Consider the following 26,266-nt stretch of genomic DNA (forward strand, 5'->3'; position numbering starts at 1 on the left):
TCTTGATAAACATCTTTAAAGATCTTTATCTTCATTTCTTCTGCGGTTCTGGAGAAAGTCCTTGTTAAAGCTGGTCCCCGGTCCGGAACTCTCTTTGTGGGAATTCTTTTTCGCCTGTAAACCCGCGCTCTCGATAATACTTTTACCGTATTTCTCCCTAAGCTGGCTCATCGTATTGAGTAGCGGTTCTTTTTTAGCATCCTGTTCGTAGGAAAATAAATCGAGCTGCTTCACTGCCTTGTCCGCTTCCAGCAGGTCGGTACCGGTAATTCCAAGCAGCCTGACGGAATCCCCGTTCCAATGCTTTAAAAATAAGGCCTTTGCAGCGGAAGCAATTTCGTCCTTCTTTGAAACCGGGTTCTCGAGCTTTTGGCTTCTGGTGATTGTTTTCCTGTCCTTAAAACGAATCATTATGCTGAGGGTGGTGGCAACAGCTTCCTTCCTCTTCATCCTTGCGGCTACTTGTTCTGATAAACGATCAAGGACCTTCAGCAGTTCATGCTGATTCGATAGATCTCTCGGCAATGTTGTCGAATTGCCGATGCTTTTAAAATCATAAACCGACTCGGGGTCAACCAGCCGATTGTCAAGACCATTAGCCCTATCTTTGAGTCTTAGGCCATTGATGCCCAGCAATGCCTTCAATTGGATATCATTTGCTTTTGCCAAATTGCCAATTGAATGAATGCCGATAGTTTTTAGTTTGTCCGCTGTTTTTGTTCCTACTCCATGCATCTCCCCAGCTTCCAACGGCCAGAGGACTTGAGGGATGTCACGCTTTCTTAAAACCGTGATTCCCATCGGCTTTTTCATATCAGAAGCTGTTTTCGCCAGGAATTTGTTAGGGGCCACACCAATGCTGCACGGCAAATCAAGCTGCTCGAGTATCCGTTTCTGGATGCTCCCGGCTATTTCCAATGGTGCACCGAGATCGGCACAGTGAGTAATATCCAGATACCCTTCATCAATGGAAACAGGTTCGACCAGCTCGGTATATTGCCGCAAAATATCGAACATTGCTGCAGATGCAGTTCGATACTTGTCAAAGTCAGGTTTTTTTATAATCAACTCTGGACAAAGCTTTTTTGCTTCCCACAGTGGCATGGTTGTCTTTACACCGAATTTTCTTGCTTCATAGCTGCATGTGACGATGATTCCGCGCCGCTCCTCAGGGTTCCCTGCAATCGCGAGGGGTTTACCCTTTAATTCGGAATCGTAGGCCATTTCCACTGATGCATAGAAGCTGTTCATATCAACATGCAAAATCACTCTGCCCTTTTTTGGATACAACTCTTTCATTTCAGCCACTTCCCAAATATACGTTCCCTTCTAGTTTAACAAAAATACCTTTCGTTTACTTATTTAAAGTCTGAAGATAAAAATTGAATTTTATGTGAAGAAAGCACGGGAAAGATTAAAGATTCGTCTGAAAAACCCGATAAAATAACATATACATATAAAAAGACGGAGGAATCTTTATGCAGCATTGGTCCATTGGCAGGAAGTATGCAAACGTTTTCGCAGTTATCATGGTTATTTTTCTGGGAAGTTTCATTTATTTGTCCAGTGTTCTAAGCAATCTTCAAGGCGCGATCGATTTAGCTGAGGAAAAAAGTGATTACGCTATCATGATAAGTGATATGGGGGCCTCTTTTCGCCAGAAATATATCATTATTACTGACTATATAACCGAGCCAAAACCAGAACTTCTTACACTTTACAAAAAAGAAACAAAACAATTCAATGAGTCAGCTGAAAAACTTAAAGCAAATGTAAAAACAGAAGAAGCGCAAACATTATTTGATTCCATCGTCAATACAGATAAGCATATGGACAAAATCTGGTCAGATGAGATATTAAAAACTGTTGAGCAATTCAAACAAAACGGAGAACAGGTTGATATATTCACCCAAATCAGTCTGGCAAACAAAGCAGAAACAATCCGGGATATGAATATTGAAAAGTTAAATCAGCTCCAGACGACGATACTGGATGACAGGAGCAAAATCATGAGTGAAACCCATTCCTCCATTGCATCCATGATCCGTAACACTTTCATTATTATCATCATCGCCTTCATCATTTCTTCAGTGGCGATGTACTTTGTCTCACGCAACATCAGCAAAAACCTCAAGGACGTGGTCGCTTACTGCAAAAGGCTTGCAGCCGGGGATTTGAATGTAAAGGCATTGCATGCGAAGAGCAAGGACGAAGTGGGGCAGATCATTGAGGCAATGAATCAATTATCTGGAAACCTTAAATCGTCTATTTCCAGCATTCTCGCTTCCTCTGATCAGGTTAATGCCATGTCCAGAAATCTGAAGCTAAATGCTGAGGCGACAACAGAAGCAAACAATGAAATCACGACGTCGATCATGCAGGTTGCTACTGCCTCTGATGAGCAGGTAAAGATTTCAGAACGTACCAATGAAGCAGTCGATAATGTATCCTCTCAATTGGTTGAAGTCACTGGATCGCTAAAAGAAACACTTCATACCACATCAAGTACAAAGGAAAAAATAGAACAAGGTAAACGGTATGCATTCAATGTCACAGAACAGATGAATGAAATCAATGGAAAGGTAGCTGAACTAGCCCATGTTATCCATTCCCTGAAAAATAACTCTCAGGAAATTCATCGAATCATTGAAATCATCACGGATATCTCTAATCAAACCAATTTACTTGCACTTAATGCAGCTATTGAAGCGGCAAGAGCAGGTGAGCATGGAAAAGGCTTCGGTGTCGTCGCCCAGGAAGTCCGCAAACTTGCGGAACAATCAGCGGGAGCGGCAGACAGCATTCGGGCAATTCTTGAACAAACCGGTAAAGAAACGAACCAGGCAGTAAATGTCATGGATGAAAGTCAAACAACCTTACAAAAAGGGAATAAGCTGGTCCAGAAAGTGGCTTCAGTCTTCACGGATATAGCTCAATCGATTGAAGAAGTTAGCTCGAAAGGAAACACTGTTAGCAATGCTGTCATGAATGCAAATGAAAAGATGGAATTCATGGCGCAGTCTGCCACCGAGGTAATTACCGCTTCTTCCAAGTCCGCGCAATTCCTCGAGCAGGTAGCAGCCACAACAGAGGAACAAAACGCAACAATGCAGGAACTGTTGGAATCATCCAGCAAATTATCTAGCATGGCAGAAGACCTGAGGAAATCATTTTCCAGCTTCAAATTATAAGACATGAAACAAGCTGACCCTCTTGGGCCAGCTTGTTTCATGTCCATGCTAGTTATGTAATTCCTGTTTTTGTATTTTCATATAGTCCTTAATCTCTTTTATACCATCAAGGGATTGGATCAGGACCTCCGGATCAACGACCATGATCATTCGCTTTTCGAAATTGGCGATACCTGTGATGAATTTAGTATTTTGGTATCCGATTAGTCCTGGCTGTTTTAAATTTTCCTCTGGTATCTCAAGGATTTCCTTCGCATCTCTAACCAGCACACCCAACGAGATGTCCGATGTTTCAAGTACGATCAGCCTAGTCTTATCATCCGCCTGAATATCCCGGTGATAGAGGACCTTTTCCAGATCAATAACGGGAATCAAGTCTCCCCGTACCTTAGTGATCCCAGTGACATAGTCAGGCATATGCGGAATCGCAGTCATATCTTCCATTTTTTCAATTGAAATAACGAAAAGAATGGGAAAAGCATATTCTTCATTCCCCGCCTGGAATACAACCGTCTTAGTGCTATCAGCCATTGGAGTACACTTCCTTAATTTAAGATTCTAACTTTATATAACTAGATTATAATGGTTCACTCGAGGTTTGTCGGAGCATTTCAGGTATTATATCGGATTTTTTAATGCCATCTTTAGAACAATTGAACAATCAATATCCTAAATGGATTTTTTCCGGCTTTCCTCTCCGAAATGTTCTTTAGAACTCGTTTCTTAGACATTTTGCTGGTCCTCTCAATCTGAAATGTCTATTAAGTCACGTTTCTTAGACATTTTGGCGGTCCTCTCTCTCTGAAATGTCTATTAAATCCTGTTTCTTAGACATTTTGACGGTCCTCTCTCTGAAATGTCTATTATTACACCCATGCATCCTTAGTTGGTAACTGTCTGGACAAGCCATCATCATCATGCTCTTAAAGATGAGGAATACGTTGTATATCAATATAAGAAAAAGGGCTTTCCCGGGAGGAAAACCCTTTTTCTCATCATTGTGCTGCTACTTCCTGAATCAAGGCGATGACCATTTCGGCAAGCTTATCAAGCTCTTCGATTGGCATTCTTTCGTTTGTTGTGTGGATTTCTTCATATCCTACAGCAAGGTTGACTGTCGGTACGCCAAAGCCTGCTATGACGTTAGCATCGCTTCCGCCGCCACTGTGAAGCAATTCACTGCTTCGGCCAATTTTAGCTGCAGCTTTTCTTGCCAGTTCAACTACCAGGTCGCCTTCGCCAAATTTGAAGCCAGGATACATTACCTGTACATCGACTTCAGCCTTACCGCCCATTTCCTGTGCAGCTGATTCAAATGCTTCCTTCATTTTGGCAACTTGTGCCTCCATCTTTTCAGGGATAAGTGAACGAGCTTCAGCAAGGATTTCTGCCCGATCCGCAACAATATTCGTCTGTGTTCCACCTGAGAAACGGCCAATGTTTGCAGTTGTTTCTTCGTCAATGCGTCCTAATGGCATTCTTGCAACAGCTTTTGCAGCGATCGTGATTGCGGAAACACCTTTTTCTGGAGCAACGCCGGCATGTGCTGTTTTGCCATGGATGACAGCTGATACCTTTGCCTGGGTTGGGGCGGCTACAATAATGTTCCCAACCTTGCCGTCACTGTCCAGCGCATATCCGTATTTCGCTTTGACCAGGGTAGAGTCCAGTGCCTTTGCCCCTACCAAACCTGATTCTTCTCCAACTGTAATGATGAACTGAATTGTTCCGTGCGGAATAGACTGTTCCTTTAAAACACGGATTGTTTCGAGCATTACCGCAAGACCCGTCTTGTCATCAGCACCAAGGATAGTTGTTCCGTCTGTCACAACATATCCATCCTTGATAGAAGGCTTAACGCCTCTTGCAGGGACGACAGTATCCATATGGGAAGTGAAATAGATTGTATCGACGCCTTCTTTTGTACCTTGTAGAGTACATATAAGGTTTCCTGCACCGTGACCTGTCTGTGCAGTTGTATCATCTTCAAACACTTCGACACCCAGGTCCTCGAATTTTTGCTTCAGGACGCGGGCAATTTCAGTTTCATACTTTGTTTCAGAATCAATTTGGACTAGCTCTAAAAATTCATTCAATAAACGTTCGTTATTAATCATCCTGGCCAACCTCCAATTATGTATATACTACTTGAGTATAACGCTAATTGAATGACAACACCAAACACTAAATATTACAGTGGAATGTTGCCATGTTTTTTGCCCGGTCTGTCTTCCTTCTTTGTCCGGAGCATATCAAGTGCCTGAATGAGTTTGATCCGTGTATCCCGCGGATCAATGACATCATCGACCATTCCCTGGCTGGCAGCTACATAAGGATTTGCAAACTTTTCACGGTATTCATCAATTTTCTGCTGTCGTGTCTGTTCTGGATTCTCGCTGTTCTGGATTTCCTTGGCGAAAATAATATTCGCAGCTCCCTGAGGTCCCATCACGGCAATTTCCGCATTTGGCCAGGCATATACCAGGTCTGCACCAATTGATTTACTGTTCAGTGCCACATATGCCCCGCCGTATGCTTTCCTTAAAATCACAGTCAGCTTTGGCACTGTTGCTTCTGAATACGCATAAAGGATTTTCGCTCCATGACGGATAATGCCGCCATGCTCCTGTTTTATGCCAGGGAAGAATCCGGTGACATCTTCAAATGTAATAATAGGGATATTGAAGGAATCACAGAATCTTATGAAGCGTGATGCTTTATCCGAAGAATCGATGTCAAGTCCGCCTGCCATCACCTTTGGCTGGTTGCAGACAAGGCCAACAACTTCACCTTTGAGTCTCGCCAGACCGATCACAATGTTCTTGGCAAAGTCCTTTTGGATTTCCAGGAATGAACCGGCATCGACTACCTGTTCGATCACTTTGCGCACATCATACGGCCTGACAGCATCGAATGGAATCACATCCGTCAGGTCTGGGCGATAGTCATCCTTATCATCTGCCTCTAGACGCGGCGGCTTTTCTTCATAGTTTTGTGGCAGATAGCTTAACAGCAATCTCACCTGCTCCAATGTTTCTTCTTCGGACTGGCCATGGAAATGAGCGTTGCCGCTGATTGTATTATGTACGATTGCGCCGCCTAAATCTTCAGCGGAGATTTTTTCACCTGTAACCGTTTCGATTACTTTTGGTCCGGTGATGAACATTTGGCTTGTTTTTTCAACCATGAAAACGAAATCGGTAATCGCCGGTGAATAGACGGCACCGCCTGCACACGGACCCATGATTACGGAAATCTGAGGAATTACACCAGAATAAATAGAGTTGCGGTAAAAAATCTGGCCATAGCCATCAAGGGAAACTACCCCCTCCTGGATTCTTGCACCGCCTGAATCATTCAATCCGACAAACGGAGCACCATTCTTTGCTGCGAGATCCATGACATTCGCGATTTTTTTTGCATGCATTTCACCCAATGCTCCTCCAAACACAGTGAAATCTTGGGAAAACAGATAAATCGCCCTGCCATTTACCTTTCCATAACCGGTTACCACACCATCTCCGGGACCCTTCTGGTTCTCTAGTCCAAAATCCGTGCTGCGATGCTGGATGAATGGATTCAATTCCACAAAGCTACCAGGATCCACAAGGAGCTCGATTCGTTCACGGGCTGTCAGCTTCCCCTTTTCATGCTGCTTTTCTATACGTTCGTCACCGCCGCCCAATTCGATTTCCCTGCGTCGGTCATAAAGTTCATTAATCTTTTCATAGATGTCTGGCATTTTATTCAGCCTCCTTGTTTTTCTCGCAAAGTTCGTATAAAATGCTGCCGGTGGATTTCGGGTGCATGAATGCCACAAGAGCTCCCCCTGCTCCTTTTTTCGGAACATCCTGAATCATCTTGATTCCGTTTTCCTTCATATCTCTGATTCTTTCCTCGATTGATTCCACACCAAGAGCAACATGGTGAATTCCCTCTCCGCGCTTTTCGATAAAACGTGCGATCGCGCTTTCCTCCGCCAGGGGTTCAAGAAGTTCAAGCTTTGTTTCCCCAGCTTTCAGGAAAGCTACTTTTACCTTCTCACTGTCTACTTCCTCTATTCCAAGTAAGGGCAGCTTCAGAATGTCTGTATAAAATGGGAGGGCATGCTCAATAGATTTGACAGCAATGCCGATATGGTCGACCTTTTTAATCATGTAATTCCCTCCAAATCATTATTTAAATATATTTAACTGTTATAATTTTCGACAAAAATGTCACAATTCCTTCTTATTTAGATAGATAACAGAGTAATTTCTGTATTATGATTGACATAATACTTTTACCACTATCATCATTTTCAATGACATCAGCTATAAATCGATTCACTAAAAGGGTTGTTGAAATGATTCTGGGGATGTAAAATAATAGACATAGAATGTGAAGCTTTGGAAGGGGGATCTCTTTAAATGCGCAAGCCTAATTTCAGAAAGGTCGTAGTATACGTCATGCTTTTTACTATGCTAGCTTCAACCCTTCTAATGGGTTTAGCTACTTTCCTATAATCTCTAAAAATAAGCAAAGGGCTGTCATATGACAGCCCTTTATTTTATTCACTAATGGCCCCATGCTCCTGTCCCAGCTCAATAAAGCTTTTCTGTGATGATGTAATGAGGATTTTTGTGCCCAATGGTATGTAATCATATAGTGATTCAACTGCCTCGTTTTGCAGCCTGATACAGCCTTCGGATACTTTTTTGCCGATACTTGCGGGGTCATTTGTTCCATGTATTCCATATGTCCGGCCATCCGTATTTTCTGCATCAAACCCAATCCACCTGCTGCCCAGCGGATTATTCGGGTCACCGCCCGGAATATCCTTCTTGCGGTAATATGGTTCAGGGGCTTTGACAGTAACCGTAAAGAGACCTTCTGGCGTAAGGTCTTCAGATTTGCCGGTAGCCGCATTGACAACTGTCTGAACTCTGTTTTCGTTAATCAAAGCCACCTCATTAGTTTTTTTATTCACTATTACAAATGGATCTCCTGGCAGCGGATTTGTTCCCAACGGCCATAAAGGCGAAAAAATGAACGCTGCCAGAAGCAAAGGAATAAACATTGGCATGATGATCCCTCCGTGTTTTTTCTTTTAGTTTGCCACGGCAGGCTCACTTTTATCCTTACCTGTGTTCAATCCTTTAAACGACCTTTTCAACAAGAGGAACTGTTCCATTTCATTTACAAAATGAAGCAGGGCAGCCCTTGCCTCAAATTCTTCCCTGGTTTTTGGAAGCTCCATTTCCTCAAACTCCGATTTCATCCTCAATAACTTTTCCAGGTAAAACAGCACAGTATTGCCTGGATGTATCCCTTTGGATAAAGTTTCGATAAATTCCGCGACAATATTAGCCTGCTCTACATGCTGAGGAATCGAGGTGACTGAAGGCAGTACCCGTTCTATTATTTCGAATTGCTTTTCCCTTATTTTAAAATATTGATAATATAGGTTTTCTTCTCTTAAAAAATTGTTTTCTACGTCCTGGATCGCCAGGCCTTTTGCGTTTTCAATCAGACTTGCAGTCTCAGTCAGTTCCCTGCCATCCCAGCTTGAGTCATTATTCCTAAGGTACAAGGCGATTTCGCTGAAAATCTTCTTGAAATGGGCTTCAATTTCTCTTTGATACTCCTCCAGCTTACTGTCAACACTCGGCATATATAAATTCATGATCAATGCTACACCTATCCCAATCGTGATGATTCCCAGCTCGTTAAGTAAAAGTTCCCCTGTTACCTTGCCTGCTGAGTAAATATGCATGATGATGACACTTGAGGAAACTACTCCTTCTTTCGCCCTGAACATGACGACTGTTGGAATGAAAAAGAGCAATAAAAGTCCAATAACTACAGGATGGTATGTAATTCCTTCAAAAAATATGGCTGAGAAAGCCATAGCGATTATGCAGGCCAGGAATCTATGCCAGGATGCCTGCAGTGATCTCTTTTTAGTCACCTGGATGCATAGAATTGTCAATATTCCAGCAGAAACATAATTTTCAAAGCCAAAAAGCTGGGCAATTATGATGGAGAGTGCAGTACCAAGCGCTGTTTTTAAAGTTCGATAGCCGATTCTGAATTTCACAATGTATTCTCCTATCAATCAAACTATACTTTCTATACCTCTAATTATTGCCATGGGGAACAAATACCTCTACTTTTCAACAATACCTTTATCAATTAGAAAGACCTTATTGAGATAAATAAAAAGATGATCATATCATCCTAGATATGATCATCCATAAGTTTATCAGATTCGTCTTACTTAATAAAAGCCAGGTGCGGGGTTTAAAGCATTTTTTCAAGAAATTCCTTTGCCCTGTTGCTCTTTGGATTGCCAAAGAATTCTGCAGGAGGGGCATCTTCAACCAGTACTCCGCCATCAAGGAATAGAACACGGTCTGCGACTTCACGTGCAAAGCCCATTTCATGGGTAACTATTGCCATTGTCATCCCGGTGTGTGCCAGCGACTTCATTACTTCAAGCACCTCTTTGACCATCTCTGGGTCCAGGGCGGACGTCGGTTCATCAAATAACATCACTTCCGGGTCCATCGCGAGTGCCCGGGCGATCGCTACACGCTGTTTTTGTCCACCAGACAGCCTGTTAGGATATTCATTTGCTTTTTCGTAAAGTCCAACCTTTTTCAGAAGCTCAAGACCGTATTCTTCTGCTTCTGCTTTGGTCTTTCCTTTTACCTTCATCGGTGCGTAAGTGATATTTTGCAGTACGGTCATATGAGGGAAAAGGTGAAAGTGCTGGAATACCATTCCGACATTTTCACGCACTTTCTTAATGTCCGTTTTTTTATCTGTTATATCATCTTGTCCAATCAAAATTTGCCCGCTCGTAGGTTGTTCCAATAGATTCATGCAGCGCAGGAAGGTCGACTTTCCAGATCCGGAAGGACCTACTATAGCTACTACCTCTCCGTTTTCGATAGTGGTCGAAATGCCTTTCAAAACTTCCAGCTTTCCAAATGATTTATGAAGATCATGCACTTTAATCACTTTGCCTCATTCTCCTTTCAACTGCCTTGCCAATCATTGTCAAGGAGATGACCATAAGATAATAAATTAGGCCCGCCAAAATCAGTGGTTCGAAAAATCTATACTGGTCCCCGCCGACAATATATGCCCTTCGCATGATATCATCTACTGCAATGACCGTAACGATAGCCGATTCTTTTGTAAGTGTGATGAATTCATTCATCAAGGCTGGCAGGATATTTTTCATTGCCTGAGGGAGAATGATGTCTGCCATCATCCGTTTGCCAGGTACACCAAGAGCCATGGCAGCTTCTTTCTGCCCTTTATCGACCGCTAAAATTCCTGCTCTGATGATTTCAGATATATAGGCTGCAGAGTTTAAAGAAAAGGATGCAACCGCCGCTGTGTAGGGAGCGATTTCATAGCCAATCAGCTGCGGCAGGCCATAGTAGATGATCATTAACTGAAGAATCAGCGGAGTACCGCGGAAAATCGAGGTGTATGCATCCGCGAACCAGTTCAGCGCCTTTGATTTGCTGATTTTAAATATCGCAAGAATAATTCCAAATGCAAAGCCAAGAAGACCTGCAACCAATACTATTTTTAATGTGACGCCAATTCCCTTCAAAATATATGGCAATGAAGGAAGTATGGCGGTAAAGTCCAGATTCATAATTATAACAGCCCTCTCTATCTATTTCATGAAGGAGAAAGGCGTCCAGAAGTCATGCATACTCTGAACGCCCAGTTTTTTATCTTACTTCTCTCCGCCAAACCATTTAATAACCAGCTTTTCCACTTCGCCATTTTCCATTTTTTCTTTAAGGACTTTGTTGAACTCTTCAGTCAGCTTGCTGTCCTTAGGAAATGCGATTGCTGAACCTGCTTCTTCGTCACTGCCATCCTCGATTGTAAAGCCTGCAATGTCTGGATTGTTCTTGAAGTACCCTTCTGCCACTGTATCCTCAATGATTGCCGCGTCAATCCGTCCAGCTTTGATTTCCTGTACCAGTTCAGGAATTCTTGTGCGTTTTTCAACTTTGATTTTCACTGTTTCGCCGATTTCTTCCGCTTTGCCTTCCTGGATTGAAGAAAGCTGAACTCCGACTGTCTTGCCTTCAAGGTCTTCAATCGTCTTGATGTTGCTGTCCTTTGCTGAAACGATCATATGCTTCGCTGTGTAGTAAACATCGGAAAAGTCAACGCTCTTTTTGCGTTCTTCCGTTGGAGTCATACCTGCCATGACAAAATCAACACGGTCAGCCTGGATTGCGCCAATCAAGCCGTTGAAGTCCATATCCTTAATTTCTACTTCATACCCTAATTCTTTTGCGATAAGGTTCGCCAGGTCTACATCAAAACCGATGATTTCATCACTCTTCGCTGTTTCGACGTATTCGAATGGAGGGTAGTCAGCTGATGTCCCCATTGTTAGAACTTTCTTTTCTTCACCATTTCTGCCTGCGTTTTCTTTTTCATCAGGAGCGGTGCCGCACGCAGCTAAAACTCCCATCATTAAGAATGTACTCATAAGTATAAATAATGCCTTTTTCACTTGTTTTCCTCCTATAACTTTTTTCGAAATTTCTTATTTTTTAAAATAATAAATATATTATCATCGAAACCTTATGCTTTTTCAAGCAGAAACAATTGATAATAAATATTCAACATAATGCATTTTAACACATCCTTATATTTATGCAATATGATTTTTAAATATAATTTTAATAAAATAAAAAAGAATCCCGTTTAGCGGGATTCTTTAAAAATTATACTTCTGGACAATATTCTTCAAAAGCATTTTGCAGCTTGTTTACTACCTGCATTGGATCATGGCCTTCAATCTCATGGCGTTCAATCATGGTGCAAAGCTTTCCATCCTTTAACAGCGCAAAAGATGGGGATGACGGCGGATAGCCGGTAAAATAACTGCGTGCCTTTTCAGTCGCATCCTTATCCTGGCCAGCAAATACAGTCACAAGATGGTCAGGGCGCTTATCATAATGAAGGGAGTGTGCTGCTGCAGGACGAGCGATTCCTCCAGCACAGCCACACACAGAATTCACCATAACCAGTGTCGTACCCTGTTTGGCCAATGCTTGCTCGACTTCTTCACCTGTCGTCAGTTCTGTATATCCAGCTGCCACGATTTCCTGGCGCGCCTGGCGGACTACATCATTCATGAAAAAATTAAAATCCATACTCATCAATCATCTCTCCTCTGCTGAGAATTACTGGTACAACATTATGATACCAATTAAAATAAATTTTTCAAAGCATGTTTAACCGCTGGGCAATCCGGGAAAGGTAACAATACAGCTAGATCCATACCCCTAAACTCCCTAGATGAAGGACAACGGTATATCCGTTGTCCGCTTTTTTTATTCATAAGAAAAAGCTGTCAGCTAAGGACAGCTTATATTTTTGCTTCAAAAAATGCATTGAATAACTCATCGACTCCCGAAGCGACTGGCCGATTTCCTGAGATTACTTCATTTTCTATTTTTGGAAGCAAACTTTTAATGGCAGGATGTTGAAAAAAATTCATCTGAAGCTGGTCGATGATCAAATCATTTAGCCACTCTTTTGTCTGCGACCTTCTTCTGTCTTCAAAAACCCCGCTTTGCTTTGTATTGCCTACAAAGCCCTTAATGGTATCCCACACACCATCTATGCCTTTATTCTGTAATGCCGAGCTTGTCAGGGCGACTGTCTGCCACCCTTTGGTTGCTGGCTGCAGAAAATGGAGGATTCGGTTATACTCTTCTCTTGTTTTTTTCGCAGCCTGCTCATTGGGACCATCTGCCTTATTCACTATCACTGCGTCAGCAAGTTCCATGATTCCTTTTTTCATGCCCTGAAGTTCATCTCCAGCACCCGTTAGGACAAGAAGCATAAAGAAATCGACCATATCCCTGACGATTACTTCGCTCTGTCCGACACCGACGGTTTCAACTAGGATAACATCAAAGCCGGCTGCTTCACAGGCAAGCATGGTTTCCCTTGTTTTACGGTGTACTCCACCGAGCTTCCCTCCAGATGGAGAAGGACGTATGAATGCCTTCGGGTTTCGCGCAAGTTTTTCCATTCTTGTTTTATCGCCAAGGATGCTGCCGCCGGTGAGACTTGAGGTGGGGTCCACAGCGAGTACAGCCACCTTGTGTCCCATCTCGCACAGATAACTGCCGAAGCTCTCAATGAATGTGCTCTTCCCAGCTCCCGGTACACCTGTAATGCCAATCCTTATCGATTTTCCTGATTCAGGAAGGAGCCGCTGTAAAAGGGCTTGCGCTGTTTGAAAATCATGCTCAGCATTGCTTTCAATCAAGGTGATCCCTTTTGCCAGCGCTGTCCTGTTTCCGGCCCTGATGTCAGCAGCTAGAATATCAGGGTTTATTTTAAGTCCAGTCTTTTTTTTAACAAAACGTCCGGTTATGACAGGGCGCTCGTTGCTGCGGGGATCCCCTGATACTCCCGGTTTGACGGTACTTGAGAAGGAATCTGCCTTCCCAGGGTCATACCATTCGGGCTTTTTATCATTCTTCATTAACGAGACACTTCCTCATAGCCGAGGCGTTCATATATTGTCCGCAAGACTTTTTGTGCTGCTGCTGGAATGATCGTTCCTGGACCAAAAATCGCGCTCGCTCCATTGTCATATAGGAATTGATAATCCTGGGCAGGAATGACTCCGCCGACTATAACGACAATATCCTCGCGGCCAAGCTTCTTGAGCTCATTCACCAGCTGTGGCAAAAGTGTTTTATGCCCAGCGGCCAGAGAGCTGATCCCGATAGCATGAACATCATTTTCAACTGCCTGGATGGCTGTTTCTTCCGGAGTCTGGAAGAGCGGGCCAATATCAACATCAAAGCCCAGGTCAGCAAATGCGGTTGAGATGACTTTAGCTCCACGGTCATGTCCATCCTGCCCCATCTTCGCTATCATGATTCGGGGTCTGCGCCCTTCGTTTTCCAGGAACTCCTCTGTCATTTGCTGGACTTCAGAAATTTCCTCTTCATTTGTAAAAGCTGAGCTGTAAACACCGCTCACTGATCGGATAACTGCTTTATGCCTTCCCGCTGCTTTCTCGACAGCATCAGAAATTTCTCCTAGTGTCGCCCTGGCTCTGGCAGCCTTAACTGCATACTCCAAAAGATTGCCCTCGCCTTTCTCAGCAACAGCAGCCAAATCATTTAAAGCCTCTTCAACTTTGCTGTCATCCCGGTTTTCTTTCAGCTGTTGGAGTCTTTCTAACTGCTTAGCACGAACTGCTGTATTATCAATATCCAGGATTTCCAGCGGCTCCTCCTGGTCCAGCCGGAATTTATTCACACCGATTATCGTTTCTTTTCCAGAATCGATTTGAGCCTGTCGTCTTGCGGCTGCTTCTTCGATGCGCATTTTAGGCAAGCCGGTTTCGATTGCCTTTGCCATCCCGCCTAGTTTTTCAATCTCTTCAATATGCGCCCATGCTTTGTCAATCAGTGCCTCTGTCAAGCTTTCAACATAATAGCTGCCTGCCCATGGATCAATCACTTTGGTTATCCCTGTCTCTTCCTGCAAAAATAACTGTGTATTTCGGGCTATTCGAGCTGAGAAATCAGTCGGCAGCGCGATGGCCTCATCCAGAGCATTGGTATGCAATGATTGCGTATGGCCCATTGCCGCTGCATGAGCCTCTACCAGTGTGCGGATGACGTTGTTAAATGGATCCTGCTCGGTTAGGCTCCAGCCGGATGTTTGTGAATGAGTCCTCAAAGCCATTGACTTCTCGTTTTTTGGATTGAACGTCTTAATCATTTTAGCCCAGATAAAGCGGGCAGCCCTCATCTTGGCTACTTCCATGAAATAGTTCATGCCAATTGCCCAGAAGAAGCTTAATCTTGGAGCAAATGAATCAATATCAATGCCAGCTTTCAAGCCTGTCCTCACATATTCAAGGCCATCGGCAAGGGTATATGCCAGTTCAATGTCCGCCGGTGCGCCTGCCTCCTGCATGTGATAGCCTGAAATACTAATTGAATTGAATTTTGGCATGTACTTTGAGGTGTACTCAAAGATATCTGCAATGATCTTCATCGACATTTCCGGCGGATAAATATAGGTGTTCCTGACCATGTACTCTTTCAGAATATCATTTTGGATCGTACCGGATAATTGGTCCTGTGACACTCCCTGTTCCTCAGCGGTCACAATAAAGAATGCCATGATGGGCAGGACAGCCCCATTCATAGTCATTGATACGGACATCTGGTCCAGCGGAATACCGTCGAATAGGATTTTCATATCCAAAATGGAGTCGATCGCGACTCCAGCCTTGCCAACATCACCCTCTACCCGGGGATGGTCGGAATCATAGCCTCTGTGCGTCGCCAGGTCAAAAGCTACGGATAATCCCTTTTGTCCCATAGCAAGGTTCCGCCTGTAAAAAGCGTTGCTTTCTTCTGCGGTAGAAAAGCCTGCATACTGCCTCACCGTCCAAGGGCGGTTTACATACATCGCTGGATATGGTCCCCTCGTAAAAGGCGGGAGGCCGGGCATTCCATCCAGATGATCCGCAGATTTTAGGTCTTCATTTCTATAAACCGCTTTAACTTTAATCTGTTCATTCGTCTCAAATAACAAGTCATCCATTTTTTCTATTATATGGCGTTCGACCTGCTCCTTGCTTGCCTCTCTTTCCTCAGCAAACAAACGGACTTTTGTAAAATCAGGCTTTTGCATTGATGCCCGCCTCCATTTCCTGAAGCATTGATGATAGTGACTGGTAAGCATTACCTCTTATATGCAGGAACTCCTGGATTCCGGCAGCTTCCCATTCGCTCTCGTTATCATCCGGGATTCCTGCCAGATAAAGTTTGACATCATATTCTTTTGATATTTTCAGCGCAAGCTCAGGACCAAACGCAGTGTAGGCTGATTGGTCACCGCAGATGACAAATTGACCGACGCCGGATGTCTTGATGAAATGCAACGCTTCTTCAATCGTTTTGATCTCTTCGCTTCTCTTGGCATGTATGCCCCCTGCTGATAAAAGCCCGGAGATAAAATCTGCTCTAGGTTTGTGCTTTTTAAGCTGATCCAGGCAAATTAAGCCGACCTGAGGGCGAAGTCCCTTTTTCTCAAGGACATTTGCCCTGAATCTCAGTTTTTCATAAGGCTGTGCCAATCGTTTGGAGTGTAAAGGTGCAAAGCTTTGTTCCACTTTTTCAAATCGATTTAGGAGGGAGTCCTCAGAAACAATCATATTCATGCTGTCTGCAAGCGAGCCACCCATATATTCATTCTTTCTTTTCTGGACTTGCGGTTCGCTTACATCTTCTGATAGATTAGCATAAACATTTGTCCCTATGATGCTCTTTTTACGCTTAAAAATATCCAGCTCACGGCCCTCTGCTGTTTTTGCAATCTGTTCTTGGAGCCATCCAGATTTAAGAGTCTCGTAAATTCCCCCCTTGTCATCTATTTCGAGGAATTTTTCCCAGGCCTTTTCGGCAAGTTCCCTGGTCAAAGACTCAATATACCAGGAACCTCCCGCAGGGTCTGCTACCTTTTCAAGATGTGCCTCCGATTTAAGCACCAGCTGGGTATTGCGCGCGACCCTTTCAGAGAAAGGACTGGTGGTACCTGCTGCTTCATCGAAACTTCCAGTGTGCAGGTACTGTATACCGCCTAGTACAGCCGCAAATGCTTCATTACCCGCTCTTAGCATGTTCACATAAGGATCAAAAATCGTTTTCGTGAAACTTGAGGTTTCCGCAGAAATAATCATTTTTCGATCTTCTGGTTCAGCACCGAACGCTTCAGCTGATTTGCTCCAAAGAATCCTGGCAGCCCTTAGCTTCGCAGTTTCCATGAAAAAGTTGGAACCTATTGCAAAGTGGAATACGATTTTTGACAACGCTTTCTTTAATTCCCAGCCCTGATCAAGCAGTTTTTGCAGCAGGTAGACGCCAGCAGCCATTCCTGCAGCAAGTTCCTGAACCGCATTCGCACCGCTTTCATGATAAGGTACAGTATTGACCAGCACGGTTTTTAATTGAGGCATTTGCTGATCTGCTTCCTTGAGTACCATTGCCCATTCTGTAAAGAATGCATTTTCCTCTGCTGGAAATCCTCCATTAAGGCTCGCTTCAGCAACAGGGTCTGCTGCCACAAAACCTGAAGCTTGAATTGAAGCCCCTGCTTCCTTGCCGGCGATAGCCAGGGCTGCAAGCAGCGGTGTTTGAAGCATCCCCGCATTCAAGCATAAAGGATAATCATTTTTAAATGATGCGAGGAATTCTACCAGTCTGCCCTGATCACGAAACAAATCAGGTTTTACATCGAAAGCAATCGCTGTTTGGCCCTTGGATAAGGCAGAGTGCATTTTTTCTTTCAGCTCTGGCAATTCCTTATAAAAAAGGCGGTTCGCTATATGCCAGGGTTCAGAATTGTATCCTAACGGATGGATTCCCCGGATGTAATCTGGTGTTCCAGGCAGAGCTTCGGCTAATTCATCAGGGAGATCGTCTTTTGTGTATAGCGGCTTAAGAGTAATATCTTCATATGTAGTTGTATAAAGTGATTTAATTGGCTTGCCTTTTAATGAAGCCTTAGCTTTTCCTTGCCAGTCTTCAAATGTAGAGTCCTTAAACGAGGCAGCCTTCATATTGTCTATTGTCATAAGCTTCACTGTCCAAAGTTCAGACAGCCTTCCCCCCTTCACCAAAAAATTGTGATAAAATTCTAATTTTTATACTCCTCTTTATTTTAGTATACGAATGCTTTTCTAGCAACGAGGGACATTTCTTTGGAAATCCGTTCAATCTGGCAATAGAAAAACGCCCAGAAATCCTGGGCGTTCAATAATTAATTAATAGATTGAAGTTGTTTCTTTTGAAGTGTTTTCCAGGATTTCCTTTACTCTAGCCAGGAAACGACCGCAAACAAGTCCGTCCAGTACACGGTGGTCCAGGGACAGGCACAGATTCACCATATCACGAACAGCAATCATGCCATTGTTCATTACGACAGGACGCTTAACGATGGACTCGACCTGAAGGATTGCGGCCTGTGGATAATTGATGATTCCCATTGATTGAACAGAACCAAATGAACCCGTGTTGTTGACAGTGAAGGTTCCGCCCTGCATATCCTCGGAACGGATCTTGCCAGTACGCACCTTTTGGGCAAGTTCATTTATCTCACGGCCTATGCCTTTAATTGTCTTTTCATCTGCATTTTTAATGACAGGAACGAATAATGCATCATCAGTCGCTACAGCGATAGAAATATTGATATCTTTTTTCTGGATGATTTTATCACCCGCCCACATTGAATTTATCTGCGGGAATTCCTTCAATGCCTGTGAAACTGCCTTCACGAAGAACGCAAAGAAAGTAAGGTTGAAGCCTTCTTTCTTCTTGAAATCATCCTTAAGACCATTTCTGTATTCCACTAGATTTGTAACATCAACTTCCACCATGGTCCATGCATGCGGAGCTTCATGCTTGCTGCGCAGCATATTCGCAGCAATAGCCTTGCGTACTCCTGTCACCGGAATTTCTATGTCACCTGCAGCAACTGGTACGGACGGTGCCGGCGCAGCCGCTTGGGCTGAAGATGGCTGAGACTGTGCTGCCTCCGCTTTAGCTTCTGTTGCAGCAGTCTGTGGAGCTGATTGAGCCTGAACAGATTCTGTCTGGGCAGCTGCCTGAGGAATATTGCCTGAATCAATGATTTTCTGCAGGTCTTTGCGGGTAATCCTGCCACCCGCACCGCTTCCATTGACCTGGTTTAAATCGATGCCATGTTCCTGAGCAAGCTTCAATACTGCTGGTGAGAACCTTGCTCTATTTCCTTCATTTCCAGATGCTGCAGGGGCAGCATTGCCGGAAGCTGCTTCAGCAGCTGGTTTTTCTGCAACCGGAGCATCTTCCGTGCTGCCGCCTTCGATTTCAATCGTGCAGATGATTTCACCAACTGCAAGAGTATCTCCTTCATTCGCGATCAATTCCTTGATTGTACCTGAAAATGAAGATGGTACTTCAGCATTTACCTTGTCTGTCATGACTTCGGCCAGCGGATCGTACTTATTCACTTTATCACCAACGGAGACCAGCCATTTGCTGATAGTTCCTTCTGTAACACTCTCGCCTAATTGAGGCATTTTAATTTGTTCGATAGCCACAGGTTGACCCTCCTTCTCCAATCATTCTATTTCCAATGTGATTATGTTAAAATTCAGCAAGTTCTCTCATCGCTTTTTCAACTTTATCCGGATTGATCATGAAGTATTTTTCCATTGTTGGGGCATATGGCATTGCCGGTACATCCGGGCCAGCCAGCCTCTTGATCGGTGCATCAAGCTCGAACAAGCAGTGTTCTGCAATAATCGCAGCAACTTCGCTCATGATGCTGCCTTCTTTATTGTCTTCCGTTACAAGAAGGACTTTTCCTGTCTTGGAAGCAGCTTCGATGATCGCTTCCTTATCCAATGGATATACAGTACGAAGATCAAGAATATGAGCAGAAATTCCATCCTTCGCAAGTCTTTCAGCCGCCTGAAGAGCAAAGTGGACAGCCAGACCGTAAGTGATGACAGTAATATCCTCGCCTTCGCGTTTTACATCAGCTTTTCCGATTGGAAGTACATAATCGTCCTCAGGAACTTCACCCTTGATCAATCGATAGGCACGCTTATGTTCAAAGAAAAGTACTGGATCTTCATCCCTGATCGCGGCTTTCAATAGGCCTTTTACGTCATAAGGTGTTGAAGGCATGACAATTTTTAAGCCAGGCTGGTTCGCGAAAACTGCCTCTACGGACTGTGAATGGTAAAGTGCACCGTGAACGCCTCCGCCATATGGAGCTCGGATAACCATTGGACAACTCCAGTCATTGTTTGAGCGGTATCGGATTCTTGCTGCTTCTGAAATGATTTGGTTGACAGCAGGCATGATGAAATCTGCAAACTGCATTTCAGCGATTGGGCGCATTCCATACATCGCCGCACCGATTCCTACGCCTGCAATTGCTGATTCTGCCAGCGGTGCATCGATGACACGGTCCTCACCGAACTTCTCGTACAAACCCTGTGTAGCTTTGAAGACTCCGCCTTTTTTACCTACATCTTCACCGAGGACAAAAACTCTCGGATCTCTTTCCATTTCTTCCTTGATTGCTAATGTCACTGCATCTATATAAGAAATTACCGCCATTTTCGTTCCCCCTTACTCTTCAGCATATACGTATTTAAGAGCATGTTCAGGCTCTGCATACGGTGCATTTTCAGCATAATCAGTAGCTTCATTAACCAGCTTCATGATACGGTCGTTGATTTCCTTTTCACTCTCATCGTTCATGATGCCATTTTCCTTTAAATAGGCGCCGAACGTAATGATAGGATCCTTCGTCTTTGCCTGGGCAACTTCATCTGGTGCCCGGTAGCTTCTGTCATCATCATCTGAAGAGTGCGGAGTCAAGCGGTAGGATACGGCCTCAACAAGTGTCGGACCTTCTCCGCGGCGTCCGCGGTCAGCTGCTTCCTTTACTGCTTTGTACACCTCTAATGGGTCATTGCCATCTACAGTGACACCTGGCATGCCATAACCGATTGCACGGTCTGAAACCTTCTCTGCAGCAACTTGTCTTTCGTATGGGATGGAAATCGCATATTTATTGTTCTCAACCATGAAAATGACTGGGAGCTTATGGACACCCGCAAAGTTAGCGCCCTCATGGAAGTCACCCTGGTTTGATGATCCTTCACCAAATGTAACGAATGTTACAAGGTCCTTCTTCTCCATTTTGCCTGCAAGGGCGATACCAACTGCATGAGGAACTTGCGTTGTAACCGGAGAAGATCCAGTCACAATCCTGTTTTTCTTTTGCCCGAAATGTCCTGGCATCTGACGGCCGCCGGAGTTAGGGTCTTCCGCTTTGGCAAAACCGGAAAGCATCAGGTCTTTTGCAGTCATGCCAAAAGTTAAGACCACTCCCATGTCACGGTAGTATGGGAGTACATAATCTTTTTCGCGGTCAAGCGCAAAAGCAGCTCCCACCTGTGCTGCTTCCTGACCCTGACACGAAATTACAAAAGGAATTTTTCCTGCACGGTTCAACAGCCACATCCGCTCATCAAGGCGGCGGGCCAGCAGCATTGTTTCATACATTTCCATAACCTTTTCATCACTTAAGCCAAGTGCAGCGTGACGATTTTCTGCCATCTTTATACCTCCCAATTGTTCGGACAAGGCTCTTTTCCATCGAAAAGAGCTCTTGTTCACATAAAAATTTAAGAATGGATTGCTTTGCCTTCAACAGCCAGGGCAGCTTCGCCAATGGCTTCTGATAATGTCGGATGCGGATGGATTGTATGGGCAACTTCCCAAGGTGTCGCATCCAGCACTTTTGCAAGTCCTGCTTCCGAAATCATATCAGTTACATGCGGACCGATCATATGAACTCCGAGAATGTCGTTCGTTTCCTTGTCTGCTATGATTTTTACAAAACCATCTGATTCTCCATATACAAGTGCTTTTCCAATTGCTTTGAAAGAGAACTTTCCTATCTTTACTTCAAAGCCTTTTTCCTTCGCTTCATCTTCTGTCAGTCCAACGCTTGCAGCCTCAGGAGAGCTGTAGATGCATTTGGAAACAAGCGTATAGTCAATTGGGTGCGGGTTTTCTCCGGCAATATGCTCTACGGCTACGATTCCTTCATGTGACGCTACGTGAGCAAGCTGAAGACCGCCAATGACATCACCAATCGCATAGATATGGGATTCTTTTGTCTGGAAATATTCGTTTGTCTGGATAAAGCCTCTCTCAAGCTGGATCTCAGTGTTTTCCAGGCCAATGCCTTCAACATTCGCCTGACGTCCCACGGATACCAGTAATTTTTCAGCGGCAAATTCTTTAGTTTCACCCTTAACTTCAGCGCCGATGGTGACACCATCACCTTTTTGCAATGTTTCCGAAAGGACTTTGGCACCCGTTATGATTTTCACGCCTTTTTTCTTCATTGCCCGCTGCATTTCTCTTGAAACTTCCTTATCTTCAGTTGGAACAATGCGGTCAGCATACTCGATGACTGTAACTTCTGTCCCGAAGTCTGCAAGCATGGATGCCCATTCTATTCCGATGACTCCCCCGCCAACGATGATGATGGATTTAGGTAGTTCTTCCATGATAAGCGCTTCATCAGAAGTCATTACATATTGGCCGTCAGCTTCAAGTCCTGGAAGCGTCCTTGGACGGGATCCTGTTGCGACGATTACATTCTTCGGAAGAAGCATCTCGTTCTCTTCGCCGTTGTTCATTTCAACGGAAATGGTTCCCGGCATAGGCGAGAATATCGAAGGGCCGAGGATTCTTCCCAACCCTTCATAGATATCGATTTTCCCCTGTTTCATCAGGTGCTGGACCCCTTTATGGAGCTGTTCAACTATCTTTTCTTTTCTCTCCTGAACCTTGGTGAAATTCACTGTGACCTCACCGACCGTAATACCGAAGTTTTCGCTTTTCTTCGCTGTTGCAAAAACCTCAGCACTCCTGAGCAATGCCTTACTTGGTATACAGCCTTTATGCAGGCAAGTTCCGCCAAGCTTTCCTTTTTCAACGATGGCAGTTTTCAAGCCAAGTTGCGAAGCCCTGATTGCTGCTACGTATCCGCCTGTACCGCCGCCAAGAATGACCAAATCATATTCTTGTGCCATCCGAATCCCTCCTCTGATAGGAATTAATTTTTATTAAAAAGAACCATCCATGTTAATGTCTTCCATTATTTATCTGCCTGGATATTCTTTGACCTCTTCTTCGCCTCGTAAAATCCGAAGGGCTCCTTCTGCAAGGGCCTGCAATTCGTTTTCTCCCGGATGGACAATAACATCCGCAATCCAGTTGATACGTTCAGAAATTTTTTGGACAAATTCCTTGCCATAAGCAAGTCCCCCTGTAAGGACGATGGCATCAACCTTACCAGACAGGACAGCACTTGCAGAACCAATTTCCTTTGCCACCTGGTATGCCATCGCATCGTATACCCTTTTTGCCTTTTCATTTCCCTGCTTGATCATCTTTTCGACCTTGATTGCATCATTCGTTCCCAGGTAGCCAACAAGTCCTCCCTGGCCAACAAGCTTTTTCATGATTTCATCACGGAAGTAATCCCCTGAAAAGCACAGTTCAACAAGGTCGCCAGCAGGAACTGTTCCTGCACGTTCCGGGCTGAATGGACCATCACCGTGCAAACCATTGTTTACATCTACCACTCTGCCGTTTTTATGGGCACCAACAGTGATACCGCCACCAAGATGGGTAATAATTAGATTGAGTTCATCGTATTTTCTGCCCAGCTCTTTGGAAACCCTGCGTGCAACAGCTTTTTGATTCAAAGCATGGAAAATACTCTTGCGCTCAATGAGTGAAAAACCTGACACTCTTGCAATCGGGTCAAGTTCATCTACTACGACCGGGTCAACGATAAAGGAAGGAATGTTCAAACCTGAAGCAATTTCATAAGCCAAAATTCCGCCCAAATTTGATGCATGCTGACCGGAGAAACCTGCACGCAGGTCTTCAAGCATCTTATTGTTGACTGAATATGTACCGCCTTCAATCGGCCGTAAAAGACCTCCGCGCCCACAAACAGCACTCAATTTCGAAATGTTGATTCCTTCGGTATCAAGCGTTTCAAGTATCGTATTCTTCCTGAATTCGTATTGATCGATGATGGTTTCATAGGAGTTGATGACAGTAGAATCATGGCGGATTGTTTTTTCAAAAATGGATACCTCGTTGTCAAAAACTCCTATTTTCGTTGATGTAGATCCTGGATTTATGACTAGAATCCGATGTTCTGTTTGTTGCACAGTTAAACCTCCAATTTGCTTACGGCTCCATTCAAATCCGTAATGCATCAGTAACATTTAGGAAACAGCAGAGGCGCCGAAATGTCGATTCAGCGCACTCTGCAGATAATAATTTCGCATTGCAAAAGACCTTTTTTTAATGTTTGGTGAATCCACCGTCTTTGAAAGCCTATATTAACGGCGGCTTAAAATATGGTGGCCGTTTTGCAGGAATTGGCTTCGTGAATTGCGCATTCTTTCAATGCGTTCTTCTGCCATACGGTCTGCCGCTTTATAAGTAGGAATTCCGTCCCTCTTAGCGATTTCAATAACCTTTTCGATATTATTGTAAATCGTTTCTACCTTTTTCATTGCTCTCTCAGCGTTATAACCGTATAGCTCATCTGCTACATTGATTACTCCGCCAGCGTTGATTACATAATCCGGAGCGTAAACGATGCCCATCTCATGAATGATGTCACCATGCTTCGCATCCTTAAGCTGGTTGTTAGCAGCCCCTGCAATTACCTTTGCTTTAATTTGCGGAATAGTTTCATCGTTAATAACAGCTCCCAATGCACATGGAGCGTAAATGTCACAGTCAATACCGTAGATTTCATCAGGGTCAACAGCCTTTGCGCCGAATTCCTCTACCGCTCTCTGGACGGCTTCTTTATTAATGTCGGTAACGATCAGCTGTGCACCTTCTTCATGAAGATGGCGGCATAGATTATAAGCTACATTTCCGACGCCCTGAACTGCAATTGTTTTACCCTCAAGCGAGTCAGTGCCGAATGCTGCCTTCGCAGCTGCCTTCATTCCTCTGTAAACACCATAAGCAGTTACCGGAGAAGGATTTCCTGACGAACCGAATGCCGGTGAAATACCTGTAACATAATCTGTTTCTTCATGGATCAAGTCCATATCAGCTACAGTTGTACCAACATCCTCAGCAGTAATGTATCTGCCATTCAAGCCCTGGATATAACGGCCAAACGCGCGGAACATTTCTTCGTTCTTGTCCTTGCGAGGATCGCCGATAATGACCGTTTTTCCACCGCCCAGGTTCAGGCCTGCTGCAGCATTCTTGTAAGTCATTCCTTTTGCGAGTCGAAGCGCATCCTCGATTGCTGCTTCTTCAGAAGCGTATGTCCACATACGCGTTCCGCCCAAAGCTGGTCCAAGAGTTGTATCATGGATCGCAATAATTGCTTTCAAGCCAGATTGCTTATCCTGGCAAAATACTACCTGCTCATAATCATACTGTTCAAGATACTTAAAGATTTCCATTAGTGGTTCCTCCCCTGGTTTATGTAGGTTATTTTCTTGCAGAGCATAACGCAAGTGCAAGTGAATAAAGCTTGCTTTCCGCTGTGTCCGCCCTGGATGTTAAGACAATTGGAGCTTTTGCCCCTGATATGACCGCGCCAACTTTTGCTTTGGCGAAGTAAACTAATGATTTATAAAGAACATTTCCCACTTCGATTGCAGGGACTAACAGGATATCGGCGGTCCCGGCAACTTCACTTTTGATTCCCTTATGCTCAGCAGCCAGCTGTGAAACTGCATTGTCGAGCGCGAGCGGGCCATCCACTATACAACCGGTAATTTGCCCTCTTTGGTTCATTACCGTCAAAGCAGCAGCATCCAGTGTTGCCTGCATGGCCGGATTGACTACTTCCACCGCTGCCAGCGGCGCCACTTTTGGCATTTCAATTCCAATAGAATGAGCTACCTGTACGGCATTTTTGATGATTTGAGCTTTTTGCTCAAGGTCCGGTGCAATATTCATAGCAGCATCCGTAACAATGGTGAAGCGGTCATACCCCGGAACTTCAAATACTGCAACATGCGATAGGACAGCGCCAGTCCTGAGGCCGTATTCCTTATTTAGGACTGCCTTTAAGATGATGGCAGTCGGGATATTGCCTTTCATCACTACTTGCGCTTCATTCGCCGTGACTGCTTTTACTGCCATTTCAGCAGCCATGTTATTATTTGGAGCGTTAATGATTTTAACCCCTTCATCATCTGCGATTCCAGGATGCTGTGATGAAATGATCCTATTGATTTCCTCCTCATTGCCATAAAGAAGAAAATCGGCAAGATTCCTTTTAACAGCCTCGGCAACAGCTTCTAATACTTCTGTATCTTCAGCCGCTGCAACAGCAATTGTTTTCCTTCCATTTTGGGATGCCATGCTGATAAGTGAGTCTAGTTTCATATTTGGAGTCAATCCTTTCATTTCTTTGAG

23 protein-coding genes are annotated in these 26,266 nt (G+C 44.2%); 2 read left to right on the plus strand and 21 right to left on the minus strand.

Going from position 1 to position 26,266, the window contains the following annotated elements; genetic code table 11:
• Positions 1-15: 15 nt before the first annotated feature.
• Positions 16-1,299, minus strand: a complete 1,284-nt coding sequence (locus B5X77_RS19915) for a DNA polymerase IV (protein WP_079509657.1) — start codon at positions 1,297-1,299, stop codon at positions 16-18.
• 179 nt (positions 1,300-1,478) lie between these two features.
• Between B5X77_RS19915 and B5X77_RS19920 the strand changes: the two genes are divergently transcribed.
• Entirely contained in the window at positions 1,479-3,191 is a 1,713-nt protein-coding gene (locus B5X77_RS19920; protein WP_079509658.1) for a methyl-accepting chemotaxis protein, read from the plus strand.
• Positions 3,192-3,239: 48 nt separating this feature from the next.
• Here the strand turns inward: B5X77_RS19920 and B5X77_RS19925 are convergent, their stop codons facing one another.
• From B5X77_RS19925 to mce, 4 genes are all read right to left on the minus strand, one after another.
• A complete protein-coding gene (locus B5X77_RS19925) occupies positions 3,240-3,722 on the minus strand; it encodes a chemotaxis protein CheW (RefSeq protein ID WP_079509659.1) in 483 nt (160 codons plus the stop codon).
• 464 nt (positions 3,723-4,186) lie between these two features.
• A complete protein-coding gene (locus tag B5X77_RS19930) occupies positions 4,187-5,308 on the minus strand; it encodes a M20/M25/M40 family metallo-hydrolase (RefSeq protein ID WP_079509660.1) in 1,122 nt (373 codons plus the stop codon).
• A 74-nt stretch (positions 5,309-5,382) separates the two neighbouring features.
• Positions 5,383-6,933, minus strand: coding sequence for an acyl-CoA carboxylase subunit beta (locus tag B5X77_RS19935; RefSeq protein WP_079509661.1), 1,551 nt, complete (start codon positions 6,931-6,933; stop codon positions 5,383-5,385).
• A 1-nt stretch (position 6,934) separates the two neighbouring features.
• Positions 6,935-7,348, minus strand: a complete 414-nt coding sequence (mce, locus tag B5X77_RS19940) for a methylmalonyl-CoA epimerase (RefSeq protein ID WP_079509662.1) — start codon at positions 7,346-7,348, stop codon at positions 6,935-6,937.
• Positions 7,349-7,600: 252 nt separating this feature from the next.
• Here mce and prli42 point away from each other — a divergent pair, with 252 nt between their 5' ends.
• Positions 7,601-7,696: a stressosome-associated protein Prli42 gene (gene prli42, locus B5X77_RS23500; protein WP_176167380.1), complete on the plus strand. Its 96-nt coding sequence runs from the start codon at positions 7,601-7,603 to the stop codon at positions 7,694-7,696.
• Positions 7,697-7,740: 44 nt separating this feature from the next.
• On the opposite strand, the gene B5X77_RS19945 is transcribed toward prli42, so the two are convergent.
• The 16 genes from B5X77_RS19945 to yqiS all read right to left on the minus strand — a co-directional run bounded on the left by B5X77_RS19945 (position 7,741) and on the right by yqiS (position 26,236).
• Entirely contained in the window at positions 7,741-8,256 is a 516-nt protein-coding gene (locus B5X77_RS19945) for a L,D-transpeptidase (RefSeq protein WP_079509663.1), read from the minus strand.
• Between the two features lie 24 nt (positions 8,257-8,280).
• Complete coding sequence (locus tag B5X77_RS19950; RefSeq protein WP_079509664.1) at positions 8,281-9,270, minus strand: aromatic acid exporter family protein; 990 nt, start codon at positions 9,268-9,270, stop codon at positions 8,281-8,283.
• Between the two features lie 203 nt (positions 9,271-9,473).
• On the minus strand, positions 9,474-10,196 hold the full coding sequence (locus B5X77_RS19955; RefSeq protein WP_079509665.1) for an amino acid ABC transporter ATP-binding protein: 723 nt from the start codon (positions 10,194-10,196) through the stop codon (positions 9,474-9,476).
• Positions 10,189-10,848 (minus strand): amino acid ABC transporter permease, encoded by a 660-nt coding sequence (locus B5X77_RS19960; RefSeq protein WP_079509666.1) that lies wholly within the window; start codon positions 10,846-10,848, stop codon positions 10,189-10,191. Before B5X77_RS19960 ends, B5X77_RS19955 begins: the two co-directional genes overlap by 8 nt.
• An 84-nt stretch (positions 10,849-10,932) precedes the next feature.
• Positions 10,933-11,730, minus strand: a complete 798-nt coding sequence (locus B5X77_RS19965; protein WP_079509667.1) for a transporter substrate-binding domain-containing protein — start codon at positions 11,728-11,730, stop codon at positions 10,933-10,935.
• A gap of 214 nt (positions 11,731-11,944) precedes the next feature.
• Complete coding sequence (locus tag B5X77_RS19970) at positions 11,945-12,382, minus strand: BrxA/BrxB family bacilliredoxin (RefSeq protein WP_079509668.1); 438 nt, start codon at positions 12,380-12,382, stop codon at positions 11,945-11,947.
• A 209-nt stretch (positions 12,383-12,591) separates the two neighbouring features.
• Positions 12,592-13,722, minus strand: a complete 1,131-nt coding sequence (gene meaB, locus B5X77_RS19975; protein WP_079509669.1) for a methylmalonyl Co-A mutase-associated GTPase MeaB — start codon at positions 13,720-13,722, stop codon at positions 12,592-12,594.
• Entirely contained in the window at positions 13,722-15,902 is a 2,181-nt protein-coding gene (gene scpA / locus B5X77_RS19980) for a methylmalonyl-CoA mutase (protein ID WP_079509670.1), read from the minus strand. The genes meaB and scpA overlap by 1 nt, the downstream gene beginning before the upstream one ends.
• Positions 15,889-17,844, minus strand: coding sequence for a methylmalonyl-CoA mutase family protein (locus B5X77_RS19985; RefSeq protein WP_079510323.1), 1,956 nt, complete (start codon positions 17,842-17,844; stop codon positions 15,889-15,891). The genes scpA and B5X77_RS19985 overlap by 14 nt, the downstream gene beginning before the upstream one ends.
• 189 nt (positions 17,845-18,033) lie before the next feature.
• Positions 18,034-19,350, minus strand: a complete 1,317-nt coding sequence (locus B5X77_RS19990; protein ID WP_079509671.1) for a dihydrolipoamide acetyltransferase family protein — start codon at positions 19,348-19,350, stop codon at positions 18,034-18,036.
• Between the two features lie 46 nt (positions 19,351-19,396).
• The gene (locus tag B5X77_RS19995; RefSeq protein WP_079509672.1) at positions 19,397-20,380 is read right to left on the minus strand and encodes an alpha-ketoacid dehydrogenase subunit beta; all 984 of its coding nucleotides are present in this window, start codon (positions 20,378-20,380) and stop codon (positions 19,397-19,399) included.
• 12 nt (positions 20,381-20,392) lie between these two features.
• Positions 20,393-21,388, minus strand: coding sequence for a thiamine pyrophosphate-dependent dehydrogenase E1 component subunit alpha (locus B5X77_RS20000; RefSeq protein WP_079509673.1), 996 nt, complete (start codon positions 21,386-21,388; stop codon positions 20,393-20,395).
• Between the two features lie 68 nt (positions 21,389-21,456).
• Positions 21,457-22,878: a dihydrolipoyl dehydrogenase gene (gene lpdA / locus B5X77_RS20005; RefSeq protein WP_079509674.1), complete on the minus strand. Its 1,422-nt coding sequence runs from the start codon at positions 22,876-22,878 to the stop codon at positions 21,457-21,459.
• Positions 22,879-22,947: 69 nt separating this feature from the next.
• Positions 22,948-24,033, minus strand: coding sequence for a butyrate kinase (buk, locus tag B5X77_RS20010; RefSeq protein WP_079509675.1), 1,086 nt, complete (start codon positions 24,031-24,033; stop codon positions 22,948-22,950).
• A 174-nt stretch (positions 24,034-24,207) separates the two neighbouring features.
• Entirely contained in the window at positions 24,208-25,302 is a 1,095-nt protein-coding gene (bcd, locus tag B5X77_RS20015; protein WP_079509676.1) for a branched-chain amino acid dehydrogenase, read from the minus strand.
• A 28-nt stretch (positions 25,303-25,330) separates the two neighbouring features.
• The gene (yqiS, locus tag B5X77_RS20020) at positions 25,331-26,236 is read right to left on the minus strand and encodes a phosphate butyryltransferase (RefSeq protein ID WP_079510324.1); all 906 of its coding nucleotides are present in this window, start codon (positions 26,234-26,236) and stop codon (positions 25,331-25,333) included.
• Positions 26,237-26,266: the final 30 nt, after the last annotated feature.

Source organism: Mesobacillus jeotgali, from assembly GCF_900166585.1.
Taxonomy (GTDB): domain Bacteria; phylum Bacillota; class Bacilli; order Bacillales; family Cytobacillaceae; genus Mesobacillus; species Mesobacillus jeotgali_A.

Bases quoted from the DNA above. Each gene is read 5' to 3' on its own strand.
- B5X77_RS19945 (WP_079509663.1), bottom strand. From the start codon at position 8,256: ATGCCAATGTTTATTCCTTTGCTTCTGGCAGCGTTCATTTTTTCGCCT.
- prli42 (WP_176167380.1), top strand. From the start codon at position 7,601: ATGCGCAAGCCTAATTTCAGAAAGGTCGTAGTATACGTCATGCTTTTT.
- lpdA (WP_079509674.1), bottom strand. From the start codon at position 22,878: ATGGCACAAGAATATGATTTGGTCATTCTTGGCGGCGGTACAGGCGGA.
- B5X77_RS19930 (WP_079509660.1), bottom strand. From the start codon at position 5,308: ATGATTAATAACGAACGTTTATTGAATGAATTTTTAGAGCTAGTCCAA.
- B5X77_RS19970 (WP_079509668.1), bottom strand. From the start codon at position 12,382: ATGAGTATGGATTTTAATTTTTTCATGAATGATGTAGTCCGCCAGGCG.
- mce (WP_079509662.1), bottom strand. From the start codon at position 7,348: ATGATTAAAAAGGTCGACCATATCGGCATTGCTGTCAAATCTATTGAG.
- B5X77_RS20000 (WP_079509673.1), bottom strand. From the start codon at position 21,388: ATGGCAGAAAATCGTCACGCTGCACTTGGCTTAAGTGATGAAAAGGTT.
- scpA (WP_079509670.1), bottom strand. From the start codon at position 15,902: ATGCAAAAGCCTGATTTTACAAAAGTCCGTTTGTTTGCTGAGGAAAGA.
- meaB (WP_079509669.1), bottom strand. From the start codon at position 13,722: ATGAAGAATGATAAAAAGCCCGAATGGTATGACCCTGGGAAGGCAGAT.
- B5X77_RS19985 (WP_079510323.1), bottom strand. From the start codon at position 17,844: ATGACAATAGACAATATGAAGGCTGCCTCGTTTAAGGACTCTACATTT.
- B5X77_RS19925 (WP_079509659.1), bottom strand. From the start codon at position 3,722: ATGGCTGATAGCACTAAGACGGTTGTATTCCAGGCGGGGAATGAAGAA.
- yqiS (WP_079510324.1), bottom strand. From the start codon at position 26,236: ATGAAACTAGACTCACTTATCAGCATGGCATCCCAAAATGGAAGGAAA.
- B5X77_RS19995 (WP_079509672.1), bottom strand. From the start codon at position 20,380: ATGGCGGTAATTTCTTATATAGATGCAGTGACATTAGCAATCAAGGAA.
- B5X77_RS19960 (WP_079509666.1), bottom strand. From the start codon at position 10,848: ATGAATCTGGACTTTACCGCCATACTTCCTTCATTGCCATATATTTTG.
- B5X77_RS19920 (WP_079509658.1), top strand. From the start codon at position 1,479: ATGCAGCATTGGTCCATTGGCAGGAAGTATGCAAACGTTTTCGCAGTT.
- bcd (WP_079509676.1), bottom strand. From the start codon at position 25,302: ATGGAAATCTTTAAGTATCTTGAACAGTATGATTATGAGCAGGTAGTA.
- B5X77_RS19935 (WP_079509661.1), bottom strand. From the start codon at position 6,933: ATGCCAGACATCTATGAAAAGATTAATGAACTTTATGACCGACGCAGG.
- B5X77_RS19915 (WP_079509657.1), bottom strand. From the start codon at position 1,299: ATGAAAGAGTTGTATCCAAAAAAGGGCAGAGTGATTTTGCATGTTGAT.